Origin of the sequence: uncultured Prevotella sp., assembly GCF_946407605.1 — a bacterium.
Classification (GTDB): Bacteria; Bacteroidota; Bacteroidia; order Bacteroidales; family Bacteroidaceae; genus Prevotella.
The window spans coordinates 1-20,480 of sequence record NZ_CAMJOS010000019.1 but is presented as its reverse complement, the minus strand read 5'-3'; the positions used below and the strand labels follow the sequence as shown (position 1 = coordinate 20,480).

Annotated in this window: 16 protein-coding genes; 10 read left to right on the top strand and 6 right to left on the bottom strand. The window is 45.2% G+C overall.

Annotation, left to right across the window (positions count from 1 at the left end):
• Positions 1 to 15 precede the first annotated feature (15 nt).
• The 3 genes from Q0R57_RS09105 to Q0R57_RS09095 all read left to right on the top strand — a co-directional run bounded on the left by Q0R57_RS09105 (position 16) and on the right by Q0R57_RS09095 (position 7,365).
• Complete coding sequence (locus Q0R57_RS09105) at positions 16 to 1,356, top strand: DUF4302 domain-containing protein (protein ID WP_294746367.1); 1,341 nt, start codon at positions 16 to 18, stop codon at positions 1,354 to 1,356.
• Positions 1,357 to 1,410: 54 nt separating this feature from the next.
• Positions 1,411 to 4,659 carry a hypothetical protein gene (locus Q0R57_RS09100; RefSeq protein ID WP_294746364.1) on the top strand — a complete coding sequence of 1,083 codons (3,249 nt, stop codon included), beginning with the start codon at positions 1,411 to 1,413 and terminating at the stop codon, positions 4,657 to 4,659.
• Positions 4,660 to 4,782: 123 nt separating this feature from the next.
• On the top strand, positions 4,783 to 7,365 hold the full coding sequence (locus Q0R57_RS09095; RefSeq protein WP_294746362.1) for a M6 family metalloprotease domain-containing protein: 2,583 nt from the start codon (positions 4,783 to 4,785) through the stop codon (positions 7,363 to 7,365).
• Between the two features lie 73 nt (positions 7,366 to 7,438).
• Here the strand turns inward: Q0R57_RS09095 and Q0R57_RS09090 are convergent, their stop codons facing one another.
• The 3 genes from Q0R57_RS09090 to rfbA are packed head-to-tail and all read right to left on the bottom strand — an operon-like array spanning position 7,439 to position 11,352.
• A complete protein-coding gene (locus Q0R57_RS09090) occupies positions 7,439 to 7,882 on the bottom strand; it encodes a BT0820 family HAD-type phosphatase (RefSeq protein ID WP_294746359.1) in 444 nt (147 codons plus the stop codon).
• A gap of 3 nt (positions 7,883 to 7,885) precedes the next feature.
• Positions 7,886 to 10,435 carry a polysaccharide biosynthesis tyrosine autokinase gene (locus tag Q0R57_RS09085; protein ID WP_294746356.1) on the bottom strand — a complete coding sequence of 850 codons (2,550 nt, stop codon included), beginning with the start codon at positions 10,433 to 10,435 and terminating at the stop codon, positions 7,886 to 7,888.
• A gap of 38 nt (positions 10,436 to 10,473) precedes the next feature.
• Positions 10,474 to 11,352: a glucose-1-phosphate thymidylyltransferase RfbA gene (gene rfbA, locus Q0R57_RS09080; protein ID WP_294746353.1), complete on the bottom strand. Its 879-nt coding sequence runs from the start codon at positions 11,350 to 11,352 to the stop codon at positions 10,474 to 10,476.
• Positions 11,353 to 11,483: 131 nt separating this feature from the next.
• Between rfbA and Q0R57_RS09075 the strand changes: the two genes are divergently transcribed.
• The 4 genes from Q0R57_RS09075 (at position 11,484) to rny (ending at position 14,384) form a co-directional block, all read left to right on the top strand.
• Positions 11,484 to 12,113 (top strand): hypothetical protein, encoded by a 630-nt coding sequence (locus tag Q0R57_RS09075; RefSeq protein ID WP_294746350.1) that lies wholly within the window; start codon positions 11,484 to 11,486, stop codon positions 12,111 to 12,113.
• A 79-nt stretch (positions 12,114 to 12,192) separates the two neighbouring features.
• The gene (locus Q0R57_RS09070; protein ID WP_294746347.1) at positions 12,193 to 12,489 is read left to right on the top strand and encodes a hypothetical protein; all 297 of its coding nucleotides are present in this window, start codon (positions 12,193 to 12,195) and stop codon (positions 12,487 to 12,489) included.
• 9 nt (positions 12,490 to 12,498) lie between these two features.
• Complete coding sequence (locus Q0R57_RS09065) at positions 12,499 to 12,801, top strand: cell division protein ZapA (protein ID WP_294746344.1); 303 nt, start codon at positions 12,499 to 12,501, stop codon at positions 12,799 to 12,801.
• A 41-nt stretch (positions 12,802 to 12,842) separates the two neighbouring features.
• On the top strand, positions 12,843 to 14,384 hold the full coding sequence (gene rny / locus Q0R57_RS09060) for a ribonuclease Y (RefSeq protein ID WP_294746341.1): 1,542 nt from the start codon (positions 12,843 to 12,845) through the stop codon (positions 14,382 to 14,384).
• Between the two features lie 96 nt (positions 14,385 to 14,480).
• Here rny and Q0R57_RS09055 read toward each other — a convergent pair whose 3' ends face one another.
• The gene (locus tag Q0R57_RS09055) at positions 14,481 to 15,269 is read right to left on the bottom strand and encodes a DNA/RNA non-specific endonuclease (protein ID WP_294746338.1); all 789 of its coding nucleotides are present in this window, start codon (positions 15,267 to 15,269) and stop codon (positions 14,481 to 14,483) included.
• Positions 15,270 to 15,514: 245 nt separating this feature from the next.
• Here Q0R57_RS09055 and Q0R57_RS09050 point away from each other — a divergent pair, with 245 nt between their 5' ends.
• The 3 genes from Q0R57_RS09050 (at position 15,515) to Q0R57_RS09040 (ending at position 19,273) form a co-directional block, all read left to right on the top strand.
• A complete protein-coding gene (locus tag Q0R57_RS09050; protein ID WP_294746335.1) occupies positions 15,515 to 16,894 on the top strand; it encodes a hypothetical protein in 1,380 nt (459 codons plus the stop codon).
• A gap of 288 nt (positions 16,895 to 17,182) precedes the next feature.
• On the top strand, positions 17,183 to 17,617 hold the full coding sequence (locus Q0R57_RS09045) for a hypothetical protein (RefSeq protein WP_294746332.1): 435 nt from the start codon (positions 17,183 to 17,185) through the stop codon (positions 17,615 to 17,617).
• Positions 17,618 to 18,064: 447 nt separating this feature from the next.
• A complete protein-coding gene (locus Q0R57_RS09040) occupies positions 18,065 to 19,273 on the top strand; it encodes an AAA family ATPase (protein WP_294746328.1) in 1,209 nt (402 codons plus the stop codon).
• Between the two features lie 193 nt (positions 19,274 to 19,466).
• Here Q0R57_RS09040 and Q0R57_RS09035 read toward each other — a convergent pair whose 3' ends face one another.
• The gene (locus Q0R57_RS09035; RefSeq protein WP_294746327.1) at positions 19,467 to 19,766 is read right to left on the bottom strand and encodes a hypothetical protein; all 300 of its coding nucleotides are present in this window, start codon (positions 19,764 to 19,766) and stop codon (positions 19,467 to 19,469) included.
• A gap of 405 nt (positions 19,767 to 20,171) precedes the next feature.
• On the bottom strand, positions 20,172 to 20,480 hold a 309-nt coding region (locus Q0R57_RS09030), incomplete at its 5' end, for a nucleotidyl transferase AbiEii/AbiGii toxin family protein (protein ID WP_294746323.1).

Below are 20,480 nucleotides of genomic sequence, written 5' to 3'. Positions count from 1 at the left end.
AATACTGAATGATATATGAAAAAGATTCAATTATACCGTATAGCTCTCCTCGCCATGTTGCCAGCATTTGTACTGACATCATGCCGTTTTGAGGATGAAGATTATTTCGACGAGTCACCAGCCCTGCGTATTGAGCATCAGGGTGATGCCGTGAAGGAATTGCTGGTTAGTGCTCCTAACGGCTGGGTTATGCAGTTCTTCTGCGCAACAGATGTTGCCCAGTTCGAGGGTTTCAATCTCTTTGCCCGCTTCGACAAGAATGGTAAGGTGACTTTTGCCGGTGACCACCGTTTCCTTCGTGATGGCAATAGGAATAAGTATACCGAGGCCACCAGTCTTTATGAGATGCTGAACGAAGATGGTATGGTCTTGGCGTTCAATGTATGGAATGATATCTTGTCACCATTCTCTGATCCTGTTGGATATGGATATGCTCCCACCTATATTATTAAGGATGGTGTTGGTATGCATGGTGACCATAACTTTGTCGTGATGTCATATAACGATAACGAGATAATCCTTCGTGGTGAGCGCCATGGAGCAGAGGTCCGTTTGGTGAAGTGTGACCGCGACTGGCAGAAATACATCGAAGACACGAAGGCTGCAAAGGAGAAATACTGTAGTTCAGAACTCACCTCTTATTATGTTAAGAGTGACACTACCACCCTCTATTTCTCTGGATTAGCTGATGGTAAGTTCCTTTATACTGATAATCTGGATAAGACCAAGTCTGTGAAGGTTGACTCACTGGCATGTGTCTTCACTCCCAATGGATTCCGTTTGGAGAAGAATAATGTCATTGGTGATAAGAAATTCCATGAGTTTACCTTTTCCAAGGACAGTACTTGTCTTGTGAATGAAGATGGAAGTGTGAAGATTACTGCTACGTGGGATCAGCATGTGGCTAATCGTTCAACTATATGGTATTTGGACTTGGATAGCTTGTCTGATGATCTGAAGAAACTCGTGGCAGAACTTGATGCCGCCTTGACAGCCGCCAATAAGAATAATTCTCTGGCAGCTGTTGGCTTTGGCAAAACAACGAATGCCAATAATGTAACGGGATTGGTAGTCCAGTGGTATACCACTTCACGCAAGACCACCAAGAAGATGGGTGGTATCACGTTCAAGCGTAGCATTCCTGCCTATGGTCAGTTAGCCATAGATTGTGATGATGAGCCGACAGCCGACAACGAGATGAAATCAAAGGCAGCCGAAGTGGTTGCTGCTGCACGTAACTTGGCTAAGGGCTTTGTTGGAACCTATAATCTGACTCCCGAGAGCTATCTTGTTCCGTCTCCTGTGACTGCTGTGTCTGTAGATGGTACCAAGAAGTTCAAACTGGCAAGTAAATAACATTAAGAGATAGAAATATATTATTTATCACATTATTAACAAATTATTTGCATTATGAGAATTAAGACATTTACATTGATGTTGTTGGCTCTTTTCGTGTCAGCACTCTCGTTTGCGCAAAAGCCTACTGCTCCTATTGAAAAGCAGTTCTTAGCGCAGCGTCCGTCTATGGTTCAGAAGGGAATGACTCTTCCTGGCCAGATGGCGATGTCTAACAAAGTGACTGCAACTCCTAAGGTCACTCCTATTAACCGGATTGGGACAATTACTCCTCCTGCAGGCGGTGACGTCCTTTATTATAAGTTGACTGGTACCCATTCCCGTGTTAGCGGTAAACTCGAGCGTACTGTTAAGGTAATCTTCGATGGCGACGATGTTTACATCTCTGGATTGAGTTATTTTTGTCCTGACGCTTTTGTAAAGGGCTCCTTAAATAGAGATGTGTGGTCTTTTGAACCCTTGCAGTATATGGGTGATTTCTCTTTCTCTGACGGTGATGCCTCTATGTTTATGAGCGGTAATCCTCAGAGCGCAGGATTTACTGCTACACTGAATGAAGACGAGACGGTATTCACATTCCCTTCTTATGTTTGTGAATATTATGCTATGGGTCAGGAGTCTGGTCTTACTGCTTATTGGTCTCCTAATACTACTTTGACTCTGATTGAGGGTGAGGTGAGTCTGCCTATCGAACCTCCTACTGGTCTCGTTACTGAAAAGTATTCATACTCAGGAAAGGTTGGTTTTACAGGTGGCGGATCTGTTTCTCGCATTGTCAACGTTGGATTCTATGGCGACGAAGTATATATTCAGGGAATTAGCGAAGACTTACCTGAAGCTTGGATTAAAGGTACAAAGGATGGAGATATTGTCACCTTCAAGTATGGTCAGAATCTGGGTACTTATAATACCTACACGCTCTATTTCCATGGATTTAATGATGGAGACGATGTTGAAGATGCTGTCTTTACCTATGAAGCAGATAAGAATACATTTTCAGCAGTGACCGATTTGATGATCAGCTATGTGGAGGATTCTTGGTACGATGAGGAGAGAGAGTCAAATGCCCTCTTTGAATATGTTACCAATGTTACTATCGCTAAGGTAGTTGAGAAGCCTGGTACACCTGCTAATCCTACAATCTCTAATATGCAGTTTACTCCTCAGAAGGATAATCTAGAGTTTACTGTCAATGTTTCTGATATTGATGGTAATGGTATGCTTCCCGAGAAGTTATTCTTCAAATTGTATTACAAGGATGTAGTAGGTACTGAGGGTGAGGTGACTTTCTCTAAGGACTATTACACAGCACTGGAGAATGACCTGACAGAGATTCCTTATACAATTGACAATAAGGAGATTACGAATAGTAAGGTTGCTCTGTTGATGGACCATGCAGATTGGACAGAGGTTGGCTTGCAGGCCATTTATAAGGGCGGCGGCGAGTCTCACGAGTCTAAAATTGCATGGTATACCATTAACTGGCCTATCGAGACCACTCTGCCTGAGGGTCTGACTGTGTTTAGCCATGATTTTGCAGGAACAACCTATGAGAGTGGAAAAGATGTTCCATTTACCTCTACTCTGAATATTGCCAAGAGCGGTGATGACCTGTATATCCAGGGCTTTGGCGCTGATGCCGGTGTTTCCGATACATGGGTAAAGGGTACTAAGGATGAAGACGGTGTCTATGTGTTCAAGTCAGGTCAGGATCTGGGTTCTACATCATCTTATCGCCTGTTCCTGGTAGGTGTTGGCGAAGAAGGAATTGATGATTTCAAGCTGGGTGTCGATACTGAGAATGGCGTCTATAAGTTCTTGAATCCTGTTCTGCTGAATGTATTCTATACGGATAAGAGCTATTATTACACCTATTATAATGAAGATTGTACCATTACCTTGAAGGGTGAAAGCGACGATCCTGTCGTTGCTCCTGAGGGTCTTGTAACAGCTGAGTATACTTTCAAGGGCACTGATTATTTTGCTGAAGAAGGTGAGGATTCTATTGTTACTCATACTGTGAAGCTTGGCTTTGACGGTAATGATGTATATGCTCAGGGTCTTTCTCTGACTTTGCCTGAGGCATGGGTGAAGGGTACCTTGGATGGTAATTCCATCTCTTTCCGTACCGGTCAGGCTTTGGGTACTTATAGAGACTATGACCTTTGGTTCATAGGTATGGATGACGAGACAGGAAAGGTTACCAATTATGTTTGTAGCTATGATGCCAAGAATGGTGTGATTACTGCTCCTGAGGGCATGCTGATGGGTGTCAATATTTATAAAGCATCCATTAACGCTTCGTTGTTCGAATTATACAAGGATGTTACCATCACTAAGATTACTGAGAAGGCTGCTACTCCTGCCAACCCGATTATCGGCAACATGGAGTACACTCCTTATGGTAGTATCTTTAATTACGATTTGACTGGTGTAGACATCAATGGTGAAGGCTTGCTCTCAAGCAAACTGTACTTCAAGCTCTACAGCAAGGACAATGAAGGAACACAGAGCGTGATAACCTTTACTCCTGATCTGTACGAGAAGCTTGAGAGTGCAATGGAAGAGGTGCCTGCCACCTTCACTGATAACTACGACTTCTACGAGGGTTCTCTTTTCCTGAACATGTCTATTAATTCATGGAAGCAGATTGGTATGCAGAGCATCTACAAAGGTGGTGGCGAGACTCATGAGTCTGAGATTGTATGGTACGACTTGGTTTTGCCTTACATTGCTCCTGAGCCTGATAGCACTGTTGTTGCTTCATCTTATATCTTCAAGGGTACTAAGACAGAATCTGATGGTACTCCTGAGTTTGAAATGACGGTTAATATTGTTAACGATGGTGACAAGCTCTTCATTCAGGGCATAGAACCTATCGATGAAGATCAGAATGCTTGGATTGTGGGTATTAAGGGTGAAGACAATGTTTACACCTTCCCACAGGGAGCTTACATGGGTCTTTATATGATCAATGAGCGTAGCGGTTTATATCTCTTTGCTATCGGTTTTGATGATGCAACAGAGAAGGTTTGTGACATCAAGATTAAGTATGACAGCGAGGCCAATACTTACACCTTGCTGACTGGCTTGGTTGTCAATGCAGAATATACCGATCGTCTGTATTATCTTGATTTCTTCAATGCTGGTTCAACCTTCACACAGGTTCCTGCTGGTATTGAAAAGGTTAGTGTCGATACTGAGTCTGTTAATGCTCCTGCCTTCAATATTTCAGGTCAGCGTGTTAACAACAGCTTCAAGGGTCTTGTTATCAAGAATGGCAAGAAGTTCTTTGTGAAGTAAGCACACCTTATTATATATAAGAGGGAAGGTCATTCGGCCTTCCCTTTTTTTATGCTAAAAAAACTATAGTTCTTTGTGTTATAAAGAAAAAGTATTACCTTTGCAAACTGTTAAAGAATAAATATGAAGAGAATATTATTTTGTATGACATTAGCCATAGCCTTTGGCATACATTGTGCTTTGGCAGTTCCCGCCTATAAAGGCACTGCAAAGATGTTGCAACCCGACGGGACAACCGTAACCATTAGCCTTCATGGTGATGAGTATCTGCATTTCTATACTACTGCAGATGGTTATTCTATCGTCAAGGATGCCAACAACCGTTATGTCTATGCCGAACTGAGGGATGGACAGTTGCTGCCTACCTCCAGGATGGCTCATGATGCTGATGCCCGTTCTGCCGAGGAACTGGCTTATCTGAGTGGTGTTAAGAAGTATCTGCAGCCAGAGATGAAACAGTCTGTTAGAGAAGAAAAGGAACGTGAGATGACTCGTCGTGCCGTGGCTCGTCAGAAGGCGATGAATCGTGAACCACAGTATGATTACAGCAATTTCCATGGGCTTATCATCTTGGTGGAATATAATGATATGCAGTTCTCACGCGATGATATTGGCACAATCATCAACGACTTTGCCAACGCAGAGAACTATACTGGCTACAGCACACAGAATCCCTTTACGGGTAGTGTGCGCGACTATTTCAATGATATCTCTGGAGGGTTGTTCAAACCAGAGTTTGACGTCGTTGGTCCTGTTCAGGTCAATAGGAGTCAGTATTATGTCAATGGAACGGATAATTCTATTCAATTGATGTATGATGCTATCAATGCTGTTGATAGTCAGGTGAACTTCCGAAACTATGACCGTGATGACGATGGCGTCGTGGATATGGTTTACCTTATCTTTGCAGGCTTAGGTTCGAATATCACGGGAAATGATAGTCGGTTGCTCTGGCCGCATGCAGGCAAGTTCTATAATCCTCAGACATGGAGCTCGGTGTGGAAAGACGGTGTGAGGTTAGGACGCTATGCCTGCTCTACGGAGCTTATTCCTACTTATACAGGTAATATTATTGATAATATTATTGATGGTATAGGTACAATGTGTCATGAGTTCAGCCATGTGTTGGGGCTCATGGATACTTACGATACCGACTATGAGGGAAGTGGTGGAAATAGTCACCATCCTGGCTGGTGGGATATCATGGCTGCTGGCAGTTATTGTAACAACAGCCGTACACCTGTGGGCTATACCCTCTATGAGCGCTATGCAGTAGGTTTCGCCACACCAGAGGTCATTAATGCCGAGGGTGAGTACACGCTTGAGAATGTGTCGACAAATACAGGCTACCGTATTAATACCCGTCGAAACAAAGAGTTCTTCCTGTTAGAGAACCGTCAGAAGGATAAGTGGAACTACTATGCACCTGGTCATGGTATGCTGGTATTCCGTGTAGACTCCACCAATGCTAATGTGTGGAGAGAAAATAAGGTGAATGTAAATCCGAATCATAATTATTTTGAGCTGTTGCGCGCCGATGGCTATAAGGACGGTGACAAAGCATCTGATCCATTCCCTGGCAGCAAGAAGGTCAGACGATTAGATAACACGACGTCACCTGCCAACCTGAAGTCATGGTCTGGTTTAGATTCGCCGTGGGGTCTGGATAGTATTAAGGAGGTTAATGGTGTCATCACTTTCAAGGTTGTTGATGTTAATCAGTTGACAAGTGTTAAACTGCCAGAAACTGCCTATGTCAATGTTGGCTTTACTTATCCACTTGAGGTTGAACGCTATCCCGAGACTGCACCCTATACGTTTGAGTGGAAGTCCGATAACGAGGCCGTAGCTACTGTTGACGCCCAAGGCGTGGTGACTGGTATCAGCGTGGGTGAGGCTAACATCTCGGTCAAGGCAAATGACAATGACCAGCTGACAGCTGTCTGCAAGGTGACGGTTTCTGACCTGGAGGTGCTTGATAATGTTGCAGGCTTTAAGAACTTGCCTAATAATTATTCTGGAATATTGAAGTTAAGCAATGCTCAAGTTCTCTATGTATACAACTCAGATATCTATCTGCGTGATGCTACAGGCAGTCTGCTGATGTTGAATACAGGGTTGGATGTTAAGGCAAACGATTTGCTGAATGGCGTTATTTCTGGTACTAGAAAGACCGTCAATGATATTGAACGATTAGTAGCTTTCGAAGGCGTTGACTATACTTCAAGTGTCAATGTGAGTGAAGGTTCAATAGTCGAACCTCATGTCCTCACTCCCAATCAGGTTAACTCGTCTTCCTATTCTGACTTGATCACCATAATAGGTGCAGAGATGAAGAGAGCTACTGTTGAGGGCATGAAGGGCGTCTTTGTCACATGCAATGGTGGTGATGTGCGTGTCTTCAACACCTTTGGACTTGACAGTAATCAGATGACGATGCCCAAGGACTATGAAGGAAAACAATACGACATCACAGGCATCCTGACGAGCACCACTGCCACTAATGGTAAAGTAATCATGGAGTTGGCACTTGTTACCAGTCCTGTTGAGTCTTCAATGAATAGCATTGTCACCTTCGAGACATCCGCATCAGCTCTGCCCGTCAGCATCTATACGCTCGATGGCAGACAGGTGTCGGCATTCTCAAAGTCTGGTCTCTATATCGTTAAACAAGGAAATAAAAAGAAGAAGGTCTTGGTGAAATAAGACCTTCTTCAAAATAAAGATACTTCTTGGTGTAGAATAGAAAAAGCAGCCCGTAAAGGACTGCTTTTTTATTTTAGAACTGCCACCAGTGCTTCTTCCTTCTGTGATGACTCTCTTCGTAAGACTCCATGCGGAAATGACTGATCTCTTCATTGATAATGTCATTCCACGTCTTATGGCGGCTAACCATTCTGTAGATGGTTCCCCAGTCAGGCAGTCCACCGATGTTGCGGTCGTCAATCCACAAGTCAACCTTGAGCTTGCGGCTGAAATGCTGGTTGTTGTCGGTGGTCTCCTCCGGATAGTCGCGGTTGACGGCATAGAACTCCACGCCACGCTCCTTACACCAGTTCACGGCATCATCCAGTAACTTGCCTTCGCGGACCGACCACAGAATAAGTCTGTGGTGGTCTCTGATAAGCATCTTCAAAGTGTCTGTCGCAAACGGCAGTTCCTCTCCAATCTCGGGATAACGGTGCTCAACAATAGTACCGTCAAAATCTACAGCGATTGTCATAGCTTATTTCTTAATTGAATCGTCGTCTTTTCTTCCATAGTGGCTCTCGGCATAGTTGCCGTAACTACCGTAATTACCATAAGAACCGTAGCCGTAGCGACCATAGCGTCCATAGCCGTATCCATAGCCATAGCGTCCGTACTTGCCATACTTGCCGTAGCCGTAGTAGTAGCCGTACTTCTTCTTCGACATATCGATACCGTTGATAATCACGCACAGGTTGGGCAGCTTCTCCTCTTTGTGGAGGTTGTTCAGCAGTCCGAAGCTCGACTTCGGCGTGTAGTCAGCACGGCAGACGAATGCAGTTACATCAGCATACTTACCAATCTGGATGGTATCGGTAACCAGACCTACAGGTGCCGTATCGAGGATCACGTAGTCATATTTGTCGCACAGCATCTTGATAATGGTTCCCATCTGTTCACGTGCCAGCAGCTCAGCGGGGTTGGGAGGTGTAGGACCGGCAAGCAGCAGGTCGAGGTTCTTGTTTACACCCGACGGTCTGATGTGTGCATCGAGGTCGCTCTCGGTCACCTGGTTCTTTACCAGCAGTGAGGTGATACCAATCTGACGGTCAGAGATGTCGAACAGACGACCCAGAGCCGGCTTACGGATATCAAGACCCACCAGGATGACTTTCTTTCCCAGCAGTGCGAAACTGACTGACAGGTTTGCGGCGTTGAAGGTCTTACCCTCACCAGATGTTGACGAGGTGAAGAGTATCACCTTCTGTTCCTCCTTCAGCATAAACTGGATATTTGTACGCATTGAGCGGAATATCTCGTCAATCTGATTGTTCTTGTTCTCGTGAACCACAATACCGGCAGCGGTCTTCACATTATCGCTGGCCACAGCCACATCGGCAACGATAGGCAGGTTGGTCAACCTTGCCACATCCTCGTGACCCTCAATCTTGTAGCGCATGAACTGAAGGAGATAGGTAATAATCAGAGGCAGGGCGAAGCCCAACACGATGGCCAGCAGCATGATGATTGCACTCTTGGGGCTGACCTTTCCGCCAAAGGCGGGCTCGTCAATCAGCTTTCCCTTGTCGGCTGTGGCTGCCAGCGAGATAGAGTTCTCCTCACGCTTCTGAAGCAACATCAGATACAGTCCTGACATCACCTCCTGCTCACGTCCAATCTGAGTCAGGATACGTTCCTGTTCAGGTGTGGCTTCCACTTTACTCTGGTATTCGCGATACTGCTTCTCAATACCCTGACGCTGGATGTCTGCCGTGCGGCGAGCCTGACGCAGAGCCTCCTGGATGCTGACTTCCAGCTGGTCGAGCTGTTCAGTATGTGTCATTACCAGCGGAGAGTGCTCCGAGGCTGATGCCATGATGCGGTTACGTTCCAGCACCGTTTGGTTGTACTGGGAAATCAATGCTGATGAAGCCACATCGCTCAGACCTACATTTGAGGGGATAATCTGATATCTGTTCTCTGGTTTACCAATCCACTGGCGCAGGTCATCGAGAATCTGAATCTGGGTGCTTGCCTCAATCAGCTGACCATAGTACAGGTTGGCCTGATTCATGGTCTGTGTGGCATCCAACTTCAGCTCTACCAGGTTGTTGCGGCGCTTATAGGCCTCCAGACCTTTTTCGGTGGTACCCAATTCATTGTTAATCTTCGCCAGACGAGAGTTGATGAATTCCTCGGTCTTATAGGCAATCTCGTTCTTGTCGGCATTAGCCTGACGGTTATAGCACACAGCCAGATGCTTCAGATAGTCGTAGCCGCGGTCAGGATCCAGGTCGTTGATGGTCAGCTCGGCAATAGAGGTCATCTTTGATGTTGGTTTCACCGACAGGGCCTTGGCATAGGCCGAAGCTACTGCCATAGGCGGGTTGATGGTGATGACGAACGACTGCCTCTTGCTGTCCTCCTGTTCTTCATCTTCATTGTCTCCCGTCATTTTGGGACGACGGACATTCAACTCTGCTGCCAGATTCTTAGTGAAGGTCAGCGTACCATAAGGTGTCTCAACAGTGGCGGGTAGGGTAGTAAACGAACCTTCAAACTCGTTGTCCTTGCCAATCACCTGGTAGTTGTTGCCCTCGATAATCAGTCTCATGGTGAGTCCGGTTTTGGGCAGCTCTTCCAAGTCTTCTTCAGTCATATCTACGGTGACAGGCTGAACCTTATAGACCAGTGTCTTCTTGATGCGTCCTTCGGTGCGGTACTCGGTGTAGAGCTTCAGGTCTTTCACCACTTCAAGAGCCAGGATGCGTGACTGCAGAATCTCTACCTCGTTGTCAATACCTGTAGAGTTCGTAATGAATCCCAGATCTTGCATGTTGGCCAGCATCTGTCCACTGCTGCGTCGGTTGTTGACTTCGTCTTTAATCAGCATCTTAGCCGACATCTGGTAGACGGGTGAAGCCCAACGCAGGTAAAGTGCGGCCGACAGGACGCAGATAATCATAGAAAGCAGGAACCACTGCCAGTTTAAAACCAAGAGTGTGAAAATGGTTCTAAAGTCAAACGAAAATTCTTCCTCTTTGAACTCCGGTTCTACAGCAGGGTCAATTTTCTTTATTTCTTCCATCTTTATTATATTAAATAATGTGTAACTTATTCTTAGACTTAGATTCCTTCTGCCAACTGGGCCAGATATTGTCCATAGCCGTTCTTCAGCATGGGCTTGGCCAGCTCAAGCAGTTGTTCTTTGTTTATCCAGCCGCGTTTGTAGGCAATTTCTTCCAGACAGGCCACCTTCAGTCCCTGACGTTTTTCAATCACCTCAATAAAGGTGCTGGCTTCTGCCAGTGAGTCGTGGGTGCCTGTGTCCAGCCATGCAAAGCCGCGCTGCAGGGTCTGCACCTTCAGCTTCTTCTGTGCCAGATATTCCTGGTTCACTGTTGTAATCTCCAGTTCTCCTCGTGCGCTGGGCTTGATATTCTTGGCAATGTTCACCACGCTGTTAGGATAGAAGTAGAGTCCCACCACAGCATAGTTCGACTTGGGCTTCTCGGGTTTCTCCTCAATGCTCAGGCAGTTGCCGTCTTTGTCAAACTCTGCCACGCCATAGCGCTCAGGGTCGTTGACATAATAGCCGAATACGGTGGCCTTGCCATTCTTCTCAGCATTCTCAACACTCTCTCGCAGTAGTCCTGTGAATCCAGAACCATAGAAGATGTTGTCGCCCAGTACCAGGCAGGCACAGTCATCGCCAATGAATTTCTCTCCAATGATAAAAGCCTGGGCCAGACCATCGGGCGATGGCTGCTCAGCATATTCGAAGTGCACTCCCCAGTCGCTGCCGTCGCCCAGCAGTCTTTGGAAGGCAGGCAGGTCGTAGGGTGTCGAGATGATGAGAATATCCCTAATACCCGCCAGCATCAGAGCCGAGATAGGATAATAAATCATCGGCTTGTCGAATATGGGTATCAGCTGTTTGCTGACTCCTTTTGTAATAGGGTAGAGGCGCGTACCGCTGCCCCCAGCCAATACAATTCCTTTCATGAATATCGATATAACGTTATATTTTCGGTGCAAAGGTACTAATTTTTTTTGTCAAAAGAGTCTTTTTCCCATGAAAATTATTCGAATGTCGATAAAAAAGCGTACCTTTGCAGTCGAATTAAGACAAAACTATGGGAATTTTTTCAAAAATCTTCGGTCGTAAAGCGGCTGATACAGAAAAGAAAGTTGGGGGCATGGAAGATTTCATGACCCTGATTCGCGTCTATTTTCAGGCAGTGATGGCTGCAGATCTGGGTATCACCAATCTGAATGCACTGCCCGACCTGCGTGTGTTTAAAACTACCCTGCGTGTTCCTACCCAAGGTGGCAAACTGGGCATTGGTGAGAAGGCCCGTTGTAAGAAAATGTTGAAGGAGCTCTATGAGATGGACGACGACTTCTTCAAAGAGATTGATCAGAGCATCCGTCGTCGCTGTCGTAAGATTCAGGATGTGCAGACATATCTGCTTCAGTTCCAGGCTTTTGTGCAGGATGTGATGATGCTTTCCGGCAACCTAATGAAGTTCAAGCTTCGTCTTCCCAGTTTCTTTAAGAGTGCTATCCGAACTGCCACCGAGAAGACCGTTCACGATATCTTCAACAAGAACGACTACAAGGATGCCGGTGTGCTGAAGACGGTGGTTGCCGTTCGTGAATACAACAAGCGCTTGGGCTTCTCAGAGAAGTGGACCACAGACTTCGTTTATCGTGTTGTGATGCTGGCAAAGAAGGAAAAGCAGCCGCAAACCGATGCTAAATGATTAATAAATATTAAATATGTGGCACAAAGGTAGGAAATTTAATGTTTTTTGACTACTTTTGTGGAATAAATCACGAGACATGGCTCAAGAAGAGAAAGTTTTAACCACATTTCAGACGCGCGTTCGTCAATTGATTCTCCGCTTTCAGGAATTGAAAAAGGAGAATGCAGGCCTCTGTGCGAAGGTCGAAGAGAACGAGAAGCGCATCAAGAAACTGGAGGAGAAGCTGACTCAGAAGGAGCGTGACTATCAGTCGTTGAAGATGGCCCGAATGATGGAAATCACCGATGGCGACCTGGAAGGAGCCAAGGAGCGTGTGGCCAAGTTGATTCGCGATGTAAATAAATGCATTGATGTCCTCAAGGACGATAAGTAACAGGAAGCAATGGCAGAGAACAGTAAGGAGAAACTCAATATAACGTTGCACGTCTACGACGAAGAAATCCCCATGGTGCTCCATAACCGTGAGGATGAGGAGTATTACCGTGCAGCGGCCAAACTCATCACCGAGCGTTATGGCGCTTATTCGCAGGTCTACAAGGCCCGCAAGAGCGACCATACCATTGCGTTGATGACCCTCATCGAGATAGCTTTGCGCTATGAGAAAGAGATGGCCAAGAACGACACCACTCCTTATGATAATATTCTCTCAAAGTTGACTTCCGAGATCGAGGACGCCTTGAAGTAAGAAGAGTGAACAGAGAATATTAACAACCTATATATTTATTTATGGATACTATTTATGTAATTCTGATAGCCGTTGCTGCGCTTCTTATAGGTGTGGCATGCGGATATTTCATCTTCCTGAAGGTTATCAAGGGAAGATACAATGACATCGTCGATGCTGCTACCAAGGAGGCCGAGGTTATCAAGGAAAAGAAACTGTTGGAGGTCAAGGAGAAGTTCCTCAACAAGAAGAGCGAACTCGAAAAGGAAGTGCAGCAGCGCAACCAGCATATCCAGCAGGGTGAGAACCGCCTGAAGCAGCGTGAGATATCGCTGAACCAGCGTCAGGAAGAGTTGGGCCGCCGCAAGAATGATTTGGATAATCAGCAGCAGCGTATCGACAACGAGAAGAAGGCACTGGCCCTGAAACAGGAGGAACTGGGTAAGATGCAGCAGAAGGAGCGCGAGAAACTGGAGGAACTCTCTGGACTGAGCGCTGAGGAAGCTAAAGCCCGACTGGTGGAAGCCATGAAGGACGAGGCTCGCACCGATGCTGCCGCTTATGTCAATGAGATTATGGACGAGGCTAAGCTCAATGCCAATGCCCAGGCCAAGAAGATAGTGATTCAGACCATCCAGCGTGTGGCTACTGAGACTGCCATCGAGAACAGCGTGTCGGTGTTCCATATCGACAATGATGATGTGAAAGGTCGCGTTATTGGACGTGAAGGCCGAAACATCCGTGCTCTGGAGGCTGCCTGCGGTGTTGAGATTGTGGTCGACGATACCCCCGAGGCAATCGTCATCAGTGGCTTCGACCCTGTGCGTCGTGAGGTCTGCCGTCTGGCCCTGCACCAGTTGGTCAGCGATGGCCGTATCCACCCCGCCCGTATCGAGGAAGTGGTGGCCAAGGTGAAGAAGCAGCTCGACAACGAGATTATTGAGACTGGTAAGCGCACTGCTATCGACCTGGGTATCCACGGCTTGCATCCTGAGTTGGTGCGTATCATTGGTAAGATGAAGTATCGTTCCAGCTATGGTCAGAACCTGCTGCAGCATGCACGCGAGACTGCCAACCTCTGTGCTGTGATGGCCTCAGAGCTGGGCTTGAACCCCAAGAAGGCCAAGCGTGCCGGACTGCTCCACGATATTGGTAAGGTGCCCGATGAGGAGAACGAGATGCCTCACGCACTCTATGGCGCCAAGATTGCCGAGAAATACAAGGAGAAGCCCGATATCTGCAATGCCATTGGTGCCCACCACGACGAGATGGAGATGCAGACCCTGCTGGCTCCCATCGTTCAGGTGTGCGATGCCATCTCTGGTGCCCGTCCTGGTGCCCGTCGTGAGATCGTAGAGGCCTACATCAAGCGTCTCAACGACCTCGAGGCCATCGCTATGAGCTATCCTGGCGTCACCAAGACCTACGCCATCCAGGCTGGTCGTGAGCTCCGTGTCATCGTAGGCGCCGACAAGATGGACGATGCCGAGACCGAGGCACTGAGCGGCGAGATTGCCACCAAGATCCAGAACGAGATGACCTATCCCGGTCAGGTGAAGATCACCGTGATTCGTGAGACCAGGTCTGTGGCTTACGCCAAGTAATCGAAATTTAGTTTTTCAAATATCACAGCCCGTCGAACTGCTAATAGCTCGGCGGGCTGTTTGTTTGGTGATGAAGCACTAAAGATGATAAAGATACTATTCCCAATCTTTCAAATCAGCCTTAGATTTGACAGATTTGGAAATATCTTTGGGGAGGAGTGGAAAGAACGTTATTCCTGTAATGCGTTCAACCTCACTAATGGTATTGACGTAAAGGTCGTTGCGTTTGGCGGGATCTGTATTCTTTCGGATAAAACCAATCCCTTTGGGAGTGCCATTTAGACAAACCACAACCTTAAAGAACGCTTCTGGAACTACCACCTTGTTAGGGCCAATCGTTTCGTGCACCTTGTTATATAATATGGGGCCACAGACTATATAGATATCTCCATACTTTTCTGCCCATCGCCTGCATGCCATCTCTATTTGGTTCCAGTCGCCACTATTCAGATTAGCATTCTGCGGACAACAGTTAGTAAATAGAAATGATTCATACATGGCATCATTATCCCACTTGTTATCACCAGCAGGACACATATGGCCTCGGCTCCATCCTCTGCCACGATAGTCAATAAGAGTCGCACGAGGTTCAGGCACTTCTTCATCCTCATGCCAAGCATTACCTGGACGAGGAATGGAACCTGTAGCGTGTTCTGCTGTCAAATGCCAAGCCACCCAATTGGGAATTTTATAATCTTTATTGTAGGATACGGTATAGCCTTTGCGATATAGTATCTGTTCCGAAGAATGCCTTTTGGGAAGAGGAGTCTCTATACGCTCTTTCTGTTGTATAGAGTCTTGTACTGAGTATTCGCCTCCATACACAATCATTGATGCAAAGAGAGCAAACAATGATAAAGAAAGTTTATAATAATTATAGTTCATGGTGCAAAGATACAATTATTTTTTCATTTCTGTTTGATGATTTCAAATATTTTGACTCAACCTTTTGCCAGAGGTTGGCGCCAATCTTCACGATATGCAGGATATTTTTGTCGTTGTTGTAAAAAAATAGTGCAAAATGATACGACTTTCATTTTATTTTTTTATCTTTGCAACGTTACCTCAATTGTATAACGAATAAAAACCTAACGATGTACAGCGGATTACGTCTTTTTAAGACAGCGTTTATGAACACGCGACGTCAAATCTTCGTGTCTGGTATTTTCCTGATAGCAATAACCTGTGTGCTAACGGTAATCCTATATCTGGCAGAAAGCCGCGTAGATCCCGAATTTAGCTTCTGGGATGCATTTATCTGGCCATACGAAAAGTATCTTGGTGACCCAGGAAAAGTCGTCGACGAACCCTTGATATCTCCGATAGGCAAATTTATCGCTACACTTGTGGGTATCATGGGCGTGGCCATCTTTGCCGTACCTGCCGGTCTCATTGGTTCCGGACTAACGGATGCGATGGATGAGGAAAAGCGCGAGAAGAAATTGGACGAATATAGAGTCCGTATGCGTAAATCTTTCCGTCGTACAGTGGATAAGACGCTGAGAGGGTATCTGGATAAGCTGCCTGACGGTGGAGGTGAGAAATTAGCGAAGTTGAATTTCGTGCCTCAAAGGATACCCCTTTCGAGGATCCAGATTCGGCAAGGTATCGAGATGAAGGATATCTTCGAAATCTGTCAGAAGTATCCTGAGTTCCGACTGAAGAATTTGGCTGAGGCTATCAGTGGTGAGGAACATCCTCAAGACAGCTTCGTTGTCGAACATTTCCCCAAGAACCGCTCCTATGGCTATGCTATTGATCGCAAGTCAAAGGTTACCATCGTTTCTACCAGCAGTTTTGCAGAGAACGGAACGGGATGGTTTTGTTACTATCTAGCCAAATTCGGTGGCTTCAATTATGTCAGCAAGGACATTGAGGTGGATCCTGACGAACAGGATTCGTTCTATAATATGTCTGATGAGTCGCTCTACGAGAAGCGTCCACGCTCCGAGTATGACAAGAAAAAAGACAAGAAAACCATCGAAATTCTCGACCAGAAAGATGTCAACCGTGAGGCATTCCTCAAAGACTTGAGGGAAATGGCTACAGGCGAAGACTCATGGGTGATTCTATTCACCGCTCATATCAAGAGCTCGATGAACACCGTAGATTTCCATTTCGCAGATGCCCAAAAAGATGGTAGTGACTCTACGGTACGTCAACAAACGGCCTATCAGGAGTTGCTTCGTCAATTGGACGAAATGCTACAGAAAGACTATGCTTTGAAGTCAGATTTGCACTCTCAGCGATTCCCCCTGACCGAAAACAATCTGGGCTATCGTCTGAGGAAAGAGAATATCGTTTGCAATACGTTTGTTGTTCGGCCTTCGTGCGATATCATCAACTTCGATAGCCGAAGCCTACTGATTGCCTATCGCATAGCCAGCATTATCAGCCAACATCTCGATGGTGGTCGAGGCATACAAGAAAAAGATGTCAATGACTTCAAGGATACATGCTTCGGATATGGAAAAGTAGAAGAGGTTGGCGTCGATCTTTACGACAGGTAGAGCATTTTTGTCGTCATTGTAAAAAATAGTGCAAAATGATACGACTTTCAATTTTATTTTTTATCTTTGCAACGTATTAAATCTAAAACAATCTGATTATGGGACAAACATTTGAATTAGACGATCGAATTAAAAAAGATTTAGAAGATCTGTATAACAGTGGTCTCCTTAGATTTATTGAGCAATTAAAAACTGCAAGATAAGCGCGGCTAAACGGTTGTCTGTGGATTTGTTTGGTACTCCCAACGAATTATCATCTTACTTCGGGAAACCAAGCAAACAGTTTTGATGAAAAAATTGCAACTTGAATTAATTCCCTATGCTTCGCGCGAGTTTAAAAAGGTTGAAAAAGAAAAAATGCATTTTCTGTTTCCGTACGTTGAAACCCTGTTCGATGAGATATTCTCAAAAGAGCGCAATTATGTGATTTTCTGTTCTGACTTTTTCGACACATTGTTTAGGATGTATAGTGATGATACGGGATATACAGGAAGTATTGTTTTTGGCGACAAAGAGGAATGGCCGTTTTTTCAGAATGATAGAAAAGCATGTTGTACTCCCATTAAGATTACATATAACAAGGGAAAAGCAATGACTTCTATACACGCCGTCATTGCTCATACATTCCCCAACAAAGCACTTCCCAATGCATATGACAAAATGCAAAAGTATGGAGAGCTTTGTTTTAAATGTTACGATGATTATAAGAAGCAAAACCCGTAAATAGATACTTTCATCGAGCAGGGGAAAGAGTCTAATATTGAAATTACGAATTTGTACAGCGGAATACGGCTTTTCAAGACAGCTTTTATGAACACGCGGCGTTGATATCCAAGATATGGGGAACGAGTTAATCGCTACTACCTCTGATGGCCATATCTATGCTTCCTCATCAAGTGGCTTCAGCTGGTTTAAGCGAAGATAAACAGGGCAAGATTTTGAGAATTTTGTGGTTTTCGGCCAAATGAATTTTGAGGTTTTTGTATTTTTCCGCTACATAACTATATTAACTTAAAATTAAAACCAATAAAGAAAGATATATTAAAACAAGGAACGAGAGAAAGCTGAAATCATGTATTTTAAGTGTTTGCAAACATTTTATTGGATAATATTTTGATGTTTGGAAACATTTTATTATCTTTGCAGCCGAGAACTATATTTTAATTAAGTATGGAGGAACAAATCAGTTATCTTATTAAGATTTTCCAGCGCAGGTTGACTTCTACGCCAATGTCTTTTTTCCGTTATCTATACAGCCATATAGATTGGAATGACTCGCTGATTGGTATTAAAGGTCCGAAGGGATGTGGTAAGTCAACTCTGTTATTGCAACACATCAAGGAGACTTTCAAGGGAAAAGAGTTGGACAAGGTGCTATACGTGTCGCTTGACAATCTATGGTTCAGTTCTCACGATATTATCGATGTGGTGGACTATCACTATACGCATGGTGGAACCCATCTCTTTATTGACGAGATTCACTATTACAAACACTGGCAAACGCTACTAAAAAATATCTGCGATGACTATCCTGGACTTTATGTAGCTTATACCGGCTCATCAATGCTTCAGTTGGAGAGCAGCGAAGGCGATTTATCACGTCGTCTGACGATGTATGAAATGCGGGGTCTGTCACTACGTGAGTTCTTGGGGTACGAAGGCATATTGCAGATTCCTTCAGTTTCACTTGAACAGCTGCTTGCAGATCATGTTGGCATTGCTATGGAGGTGTGTGGCAAGACAAAGATATTGGAGCATTTCAAGAAATATCTCGAAGTGGGCTATTATCCTTTCTATAAGACCGTTCATCATGGTTATTACCAAAGGCTACAGAATGTTGTCAATCAGGTGATAGAGGTGGACTATCCTAATGTCGAGGACATTACGATGTCAACAATTCGTAAAACAAAGAAACTGCTGATGATTCTAGCGGAGAGGGTACCACAGTTGCCCAAGATGAATGAACTCTACAACGAATTAGAAACAGATCGCAACCAAGGATTAAAGATGCTTTATGCGCTTCAGCGTGGAGGCCTGCTTCTGTTGTTGAGTGACAATGCGAAAAGTCCAGATAACTTGTCTCGCCCAGATAAAATATACATCAATAATCCTACTATGATGTATGCGCTTACACCAAAAGTTGATACTGGCACCCTTCGTGAGACATTCTTCTGTAACCAGTTATCACAAGGCCATGATGTGCGTTACCCAAAAGCTGGTGATTTCCTTGTTGACAAGAAGTATCTGTTCGAAGTTGGTGGAAAAGGGAAGAACTTTGACCAAATAAAGGATATAGCTGATAGTTATCTTGCTGTAGACAATACTGAGGTTGGTCATCGAAACCGCATTCCATTATGGATGTTTGGGTTATTGTATTGATAATTGACACTATGTACTATCACAAAAAAAGAGCCTCCCAGATTCGGGAGGCTTTTTAGTTACTCAACCTTCTGCCAGAGGTTGGCACCCATCTTGACGACGAGACTTTCTTTTACCCAGCGGTAAATGATGGTCTTTACCACAGGCGACTCGTTGTTGGCGAGGCGGAGGTTCAAAAGGTCTTCCTTTGTGATTATTCCCAGTATGGGAGTATTTTGTTCCCAAGGTGGGAATAAATAGTTCCCAGTATGGGAATAATTGGCACGAATAAGGTAGCATTATCAAGAAATAAGTGTGCCTTATTCACAGACAACCAAGGGTTCTTCGCAGAGCGAAGCGGCGGAGCCGAGCGATTAAAGAAATCCTGCTCATCCCTCCCGTCTAGAGACGCTGAGCCCTTTAAATAAAGGGATTTCACCATTTCCATCCCTCCCTTCATCCCTCCCTTCATCTCTCCCTTCATCTCTCCCTTCGACTCTCCGAGTATAAGCATATTGAAGTCTCAGTGGACACACTTACATCATGCCTTATCACGAAGCCTACATGAGGGTGACGGGAGTGATATGGGAGAGATATGGGAGGGATGAAAATAATCACTCCCGTGTCGAAACCCCTTTGTACAAAGGTGATTCCGAAGATGACGGGAGAGATGAGGATGTTTTTTGATATAAGGTATTGTGGAAAGGATCAGGTATGATAAATTTCCAGTATGTCGCTATTTCGAAGGTATGTCACTTTAGGGTCGTTCCTGACGTTCCTTCCACCTGTTCCGACGGCGCTTTGCGGATGTTCCGATGATACTTTACCCCCCTAAAGTATCATCGGAAAGGGTCGTAGATGCCATTGGAACCACCGCAAGATGACTTCGGAACGACCGTAAAGTACCACTATTATCTTTTCAATCCTTAAACACCATCATGTCGGCCAACTTCAGGAAGTAGTCGTTCGACCAGATTTCAATATCACGCTGGTTGAAGATGAAACCTCTGACATCCTGCTTCACAGCTTCCATATTGGTCGTTGACAACTTCTCGTGCAGCATCTCCATAAAACGCTCCTTTGTGATGTCCTCATCATTGAACTCACGGATGCGCTTCTGCAGATGCTCAAAGTTCAACGGCACGCGATTGGCAACATACCATTGGAAGTCATACCAGTCGCGCCCCTTCACTCTGGTCTTCCAGTTACGATAAAGCAAGGCGTGCAT

What these genes read in the sequence shown, in the direction of transcription:
- Q0R57_RS09105 (WP_294746367.1), top strand. Translation starts at nt 16, where the DNA reads ATGAAAAAGATTCAATTATACCGTATAGCTCTCCTCGCCATGTTGCCA.
- Q0R57_RS09100 (WP_294746364.1), top strand. Translation starts at nt 1,411, where the DNA reads ATGAGAATTAAGACATTTACATTGATGTTGTTGGCTCTTTTCGTGTCA.
- Q0R57_RS09095 (WP_294746362.1), top strand. Translation starts at nt 4,783, where the DNA reads ATGAAGAGAATATTATTTTGTATGACATTAGCCATAGCCTTTGGCATA.
- Q0R57_RS09090 (WP_294746359.1), bottom strand. Translation starts at nt 7,882, where the DNA reads ATGACAATCGCTGTAGATTTTGACGGTACTATTGTTGAGCACCGTTAT.
- Q0R57_RS09085 (WP_294746356.1), bottom strand. Translation starts at nt 10,435, where the DNA reads ATGGAAGAAATAAAGAAAATTGACCCTGCTGTAGAACCGGAGTTCAAA.
- rfbA (WP_294746353.1), bottom strand. Translation starts at nt 11,352, where the DNA reads ATGAAAGGAATTGTATTGGCTGGGGGCAGCGGTACGCGCCTCTACCCT.
- Q0R57_RS09075 (WP_294746350.1), top strand. Translation starts at nt 11,484, where the DNA reads ATGGGAATTTTTTCAAAAATCTTCGGTCGTAAAGCGGCTGATACAGAA.
- Q0R57_RS09070 (WP_294746347.1), top strand. Translation starts at nt 12,193, where the DNA reads ATGGCTCAAGAAGAGAAAGTTTTAACCACATTTCAGACGCGCGTTCGT.
- Q0R57_RS09065 (WP_294746344.1), top strand. Translation starts at nt 12,499, where the DNA reads ATGGCAGAGAACAGTAAGGAGAAACTCAATATAACGTTGCACGTCTAC.
- rny (WP_294746341.1), top strand. Translation starts at nt 12,843, where the DNA reads ATGGATACTATTTATGTAATTCTGATAGCCGTTGCTGCGCTTCTTATA.
- Q0R57_RS09055 (WP_294746338.1), bottom strand. Translation starts at nt 15,269, where the DNA reads ATGAACTATAATTATTATAAACTTTCTTTATCATTGTTTGCTCTCTTT.
- Q0R57_RS09050 (WP_294746335.1), top strand. Translation starts at nt 15,515, where the DNA reads ATGAACACGCGACGTCAAATCTTCGTGTCTGGTATTTTCCTGATAGCA.
- Q0R57_RS09045 (WP_294746332.1), top strand. Translation starts at nt 17,183, where the DNA reads ATGAAAAAATTGCAACTTGAATTAATTCCCTATGCTTCGCGCGAGTTT.
- Q0R57_RS09040 (WP_294746328.1), top strand. Translation starts at nt 18,065, where the DNA reads ATGGAGGAACAAATCAGTTATCTTATTAAGATTTTCCAGCGCAGGTTG.
- Q0R57_RS09035 (WP_294746327.1), bottom strand. Translation starts at nt 19,766, where the DNA reads ATGCTTATACTCGGAGAGTCGAAGGGAGAGATGAAGGGAGAGATGAAG.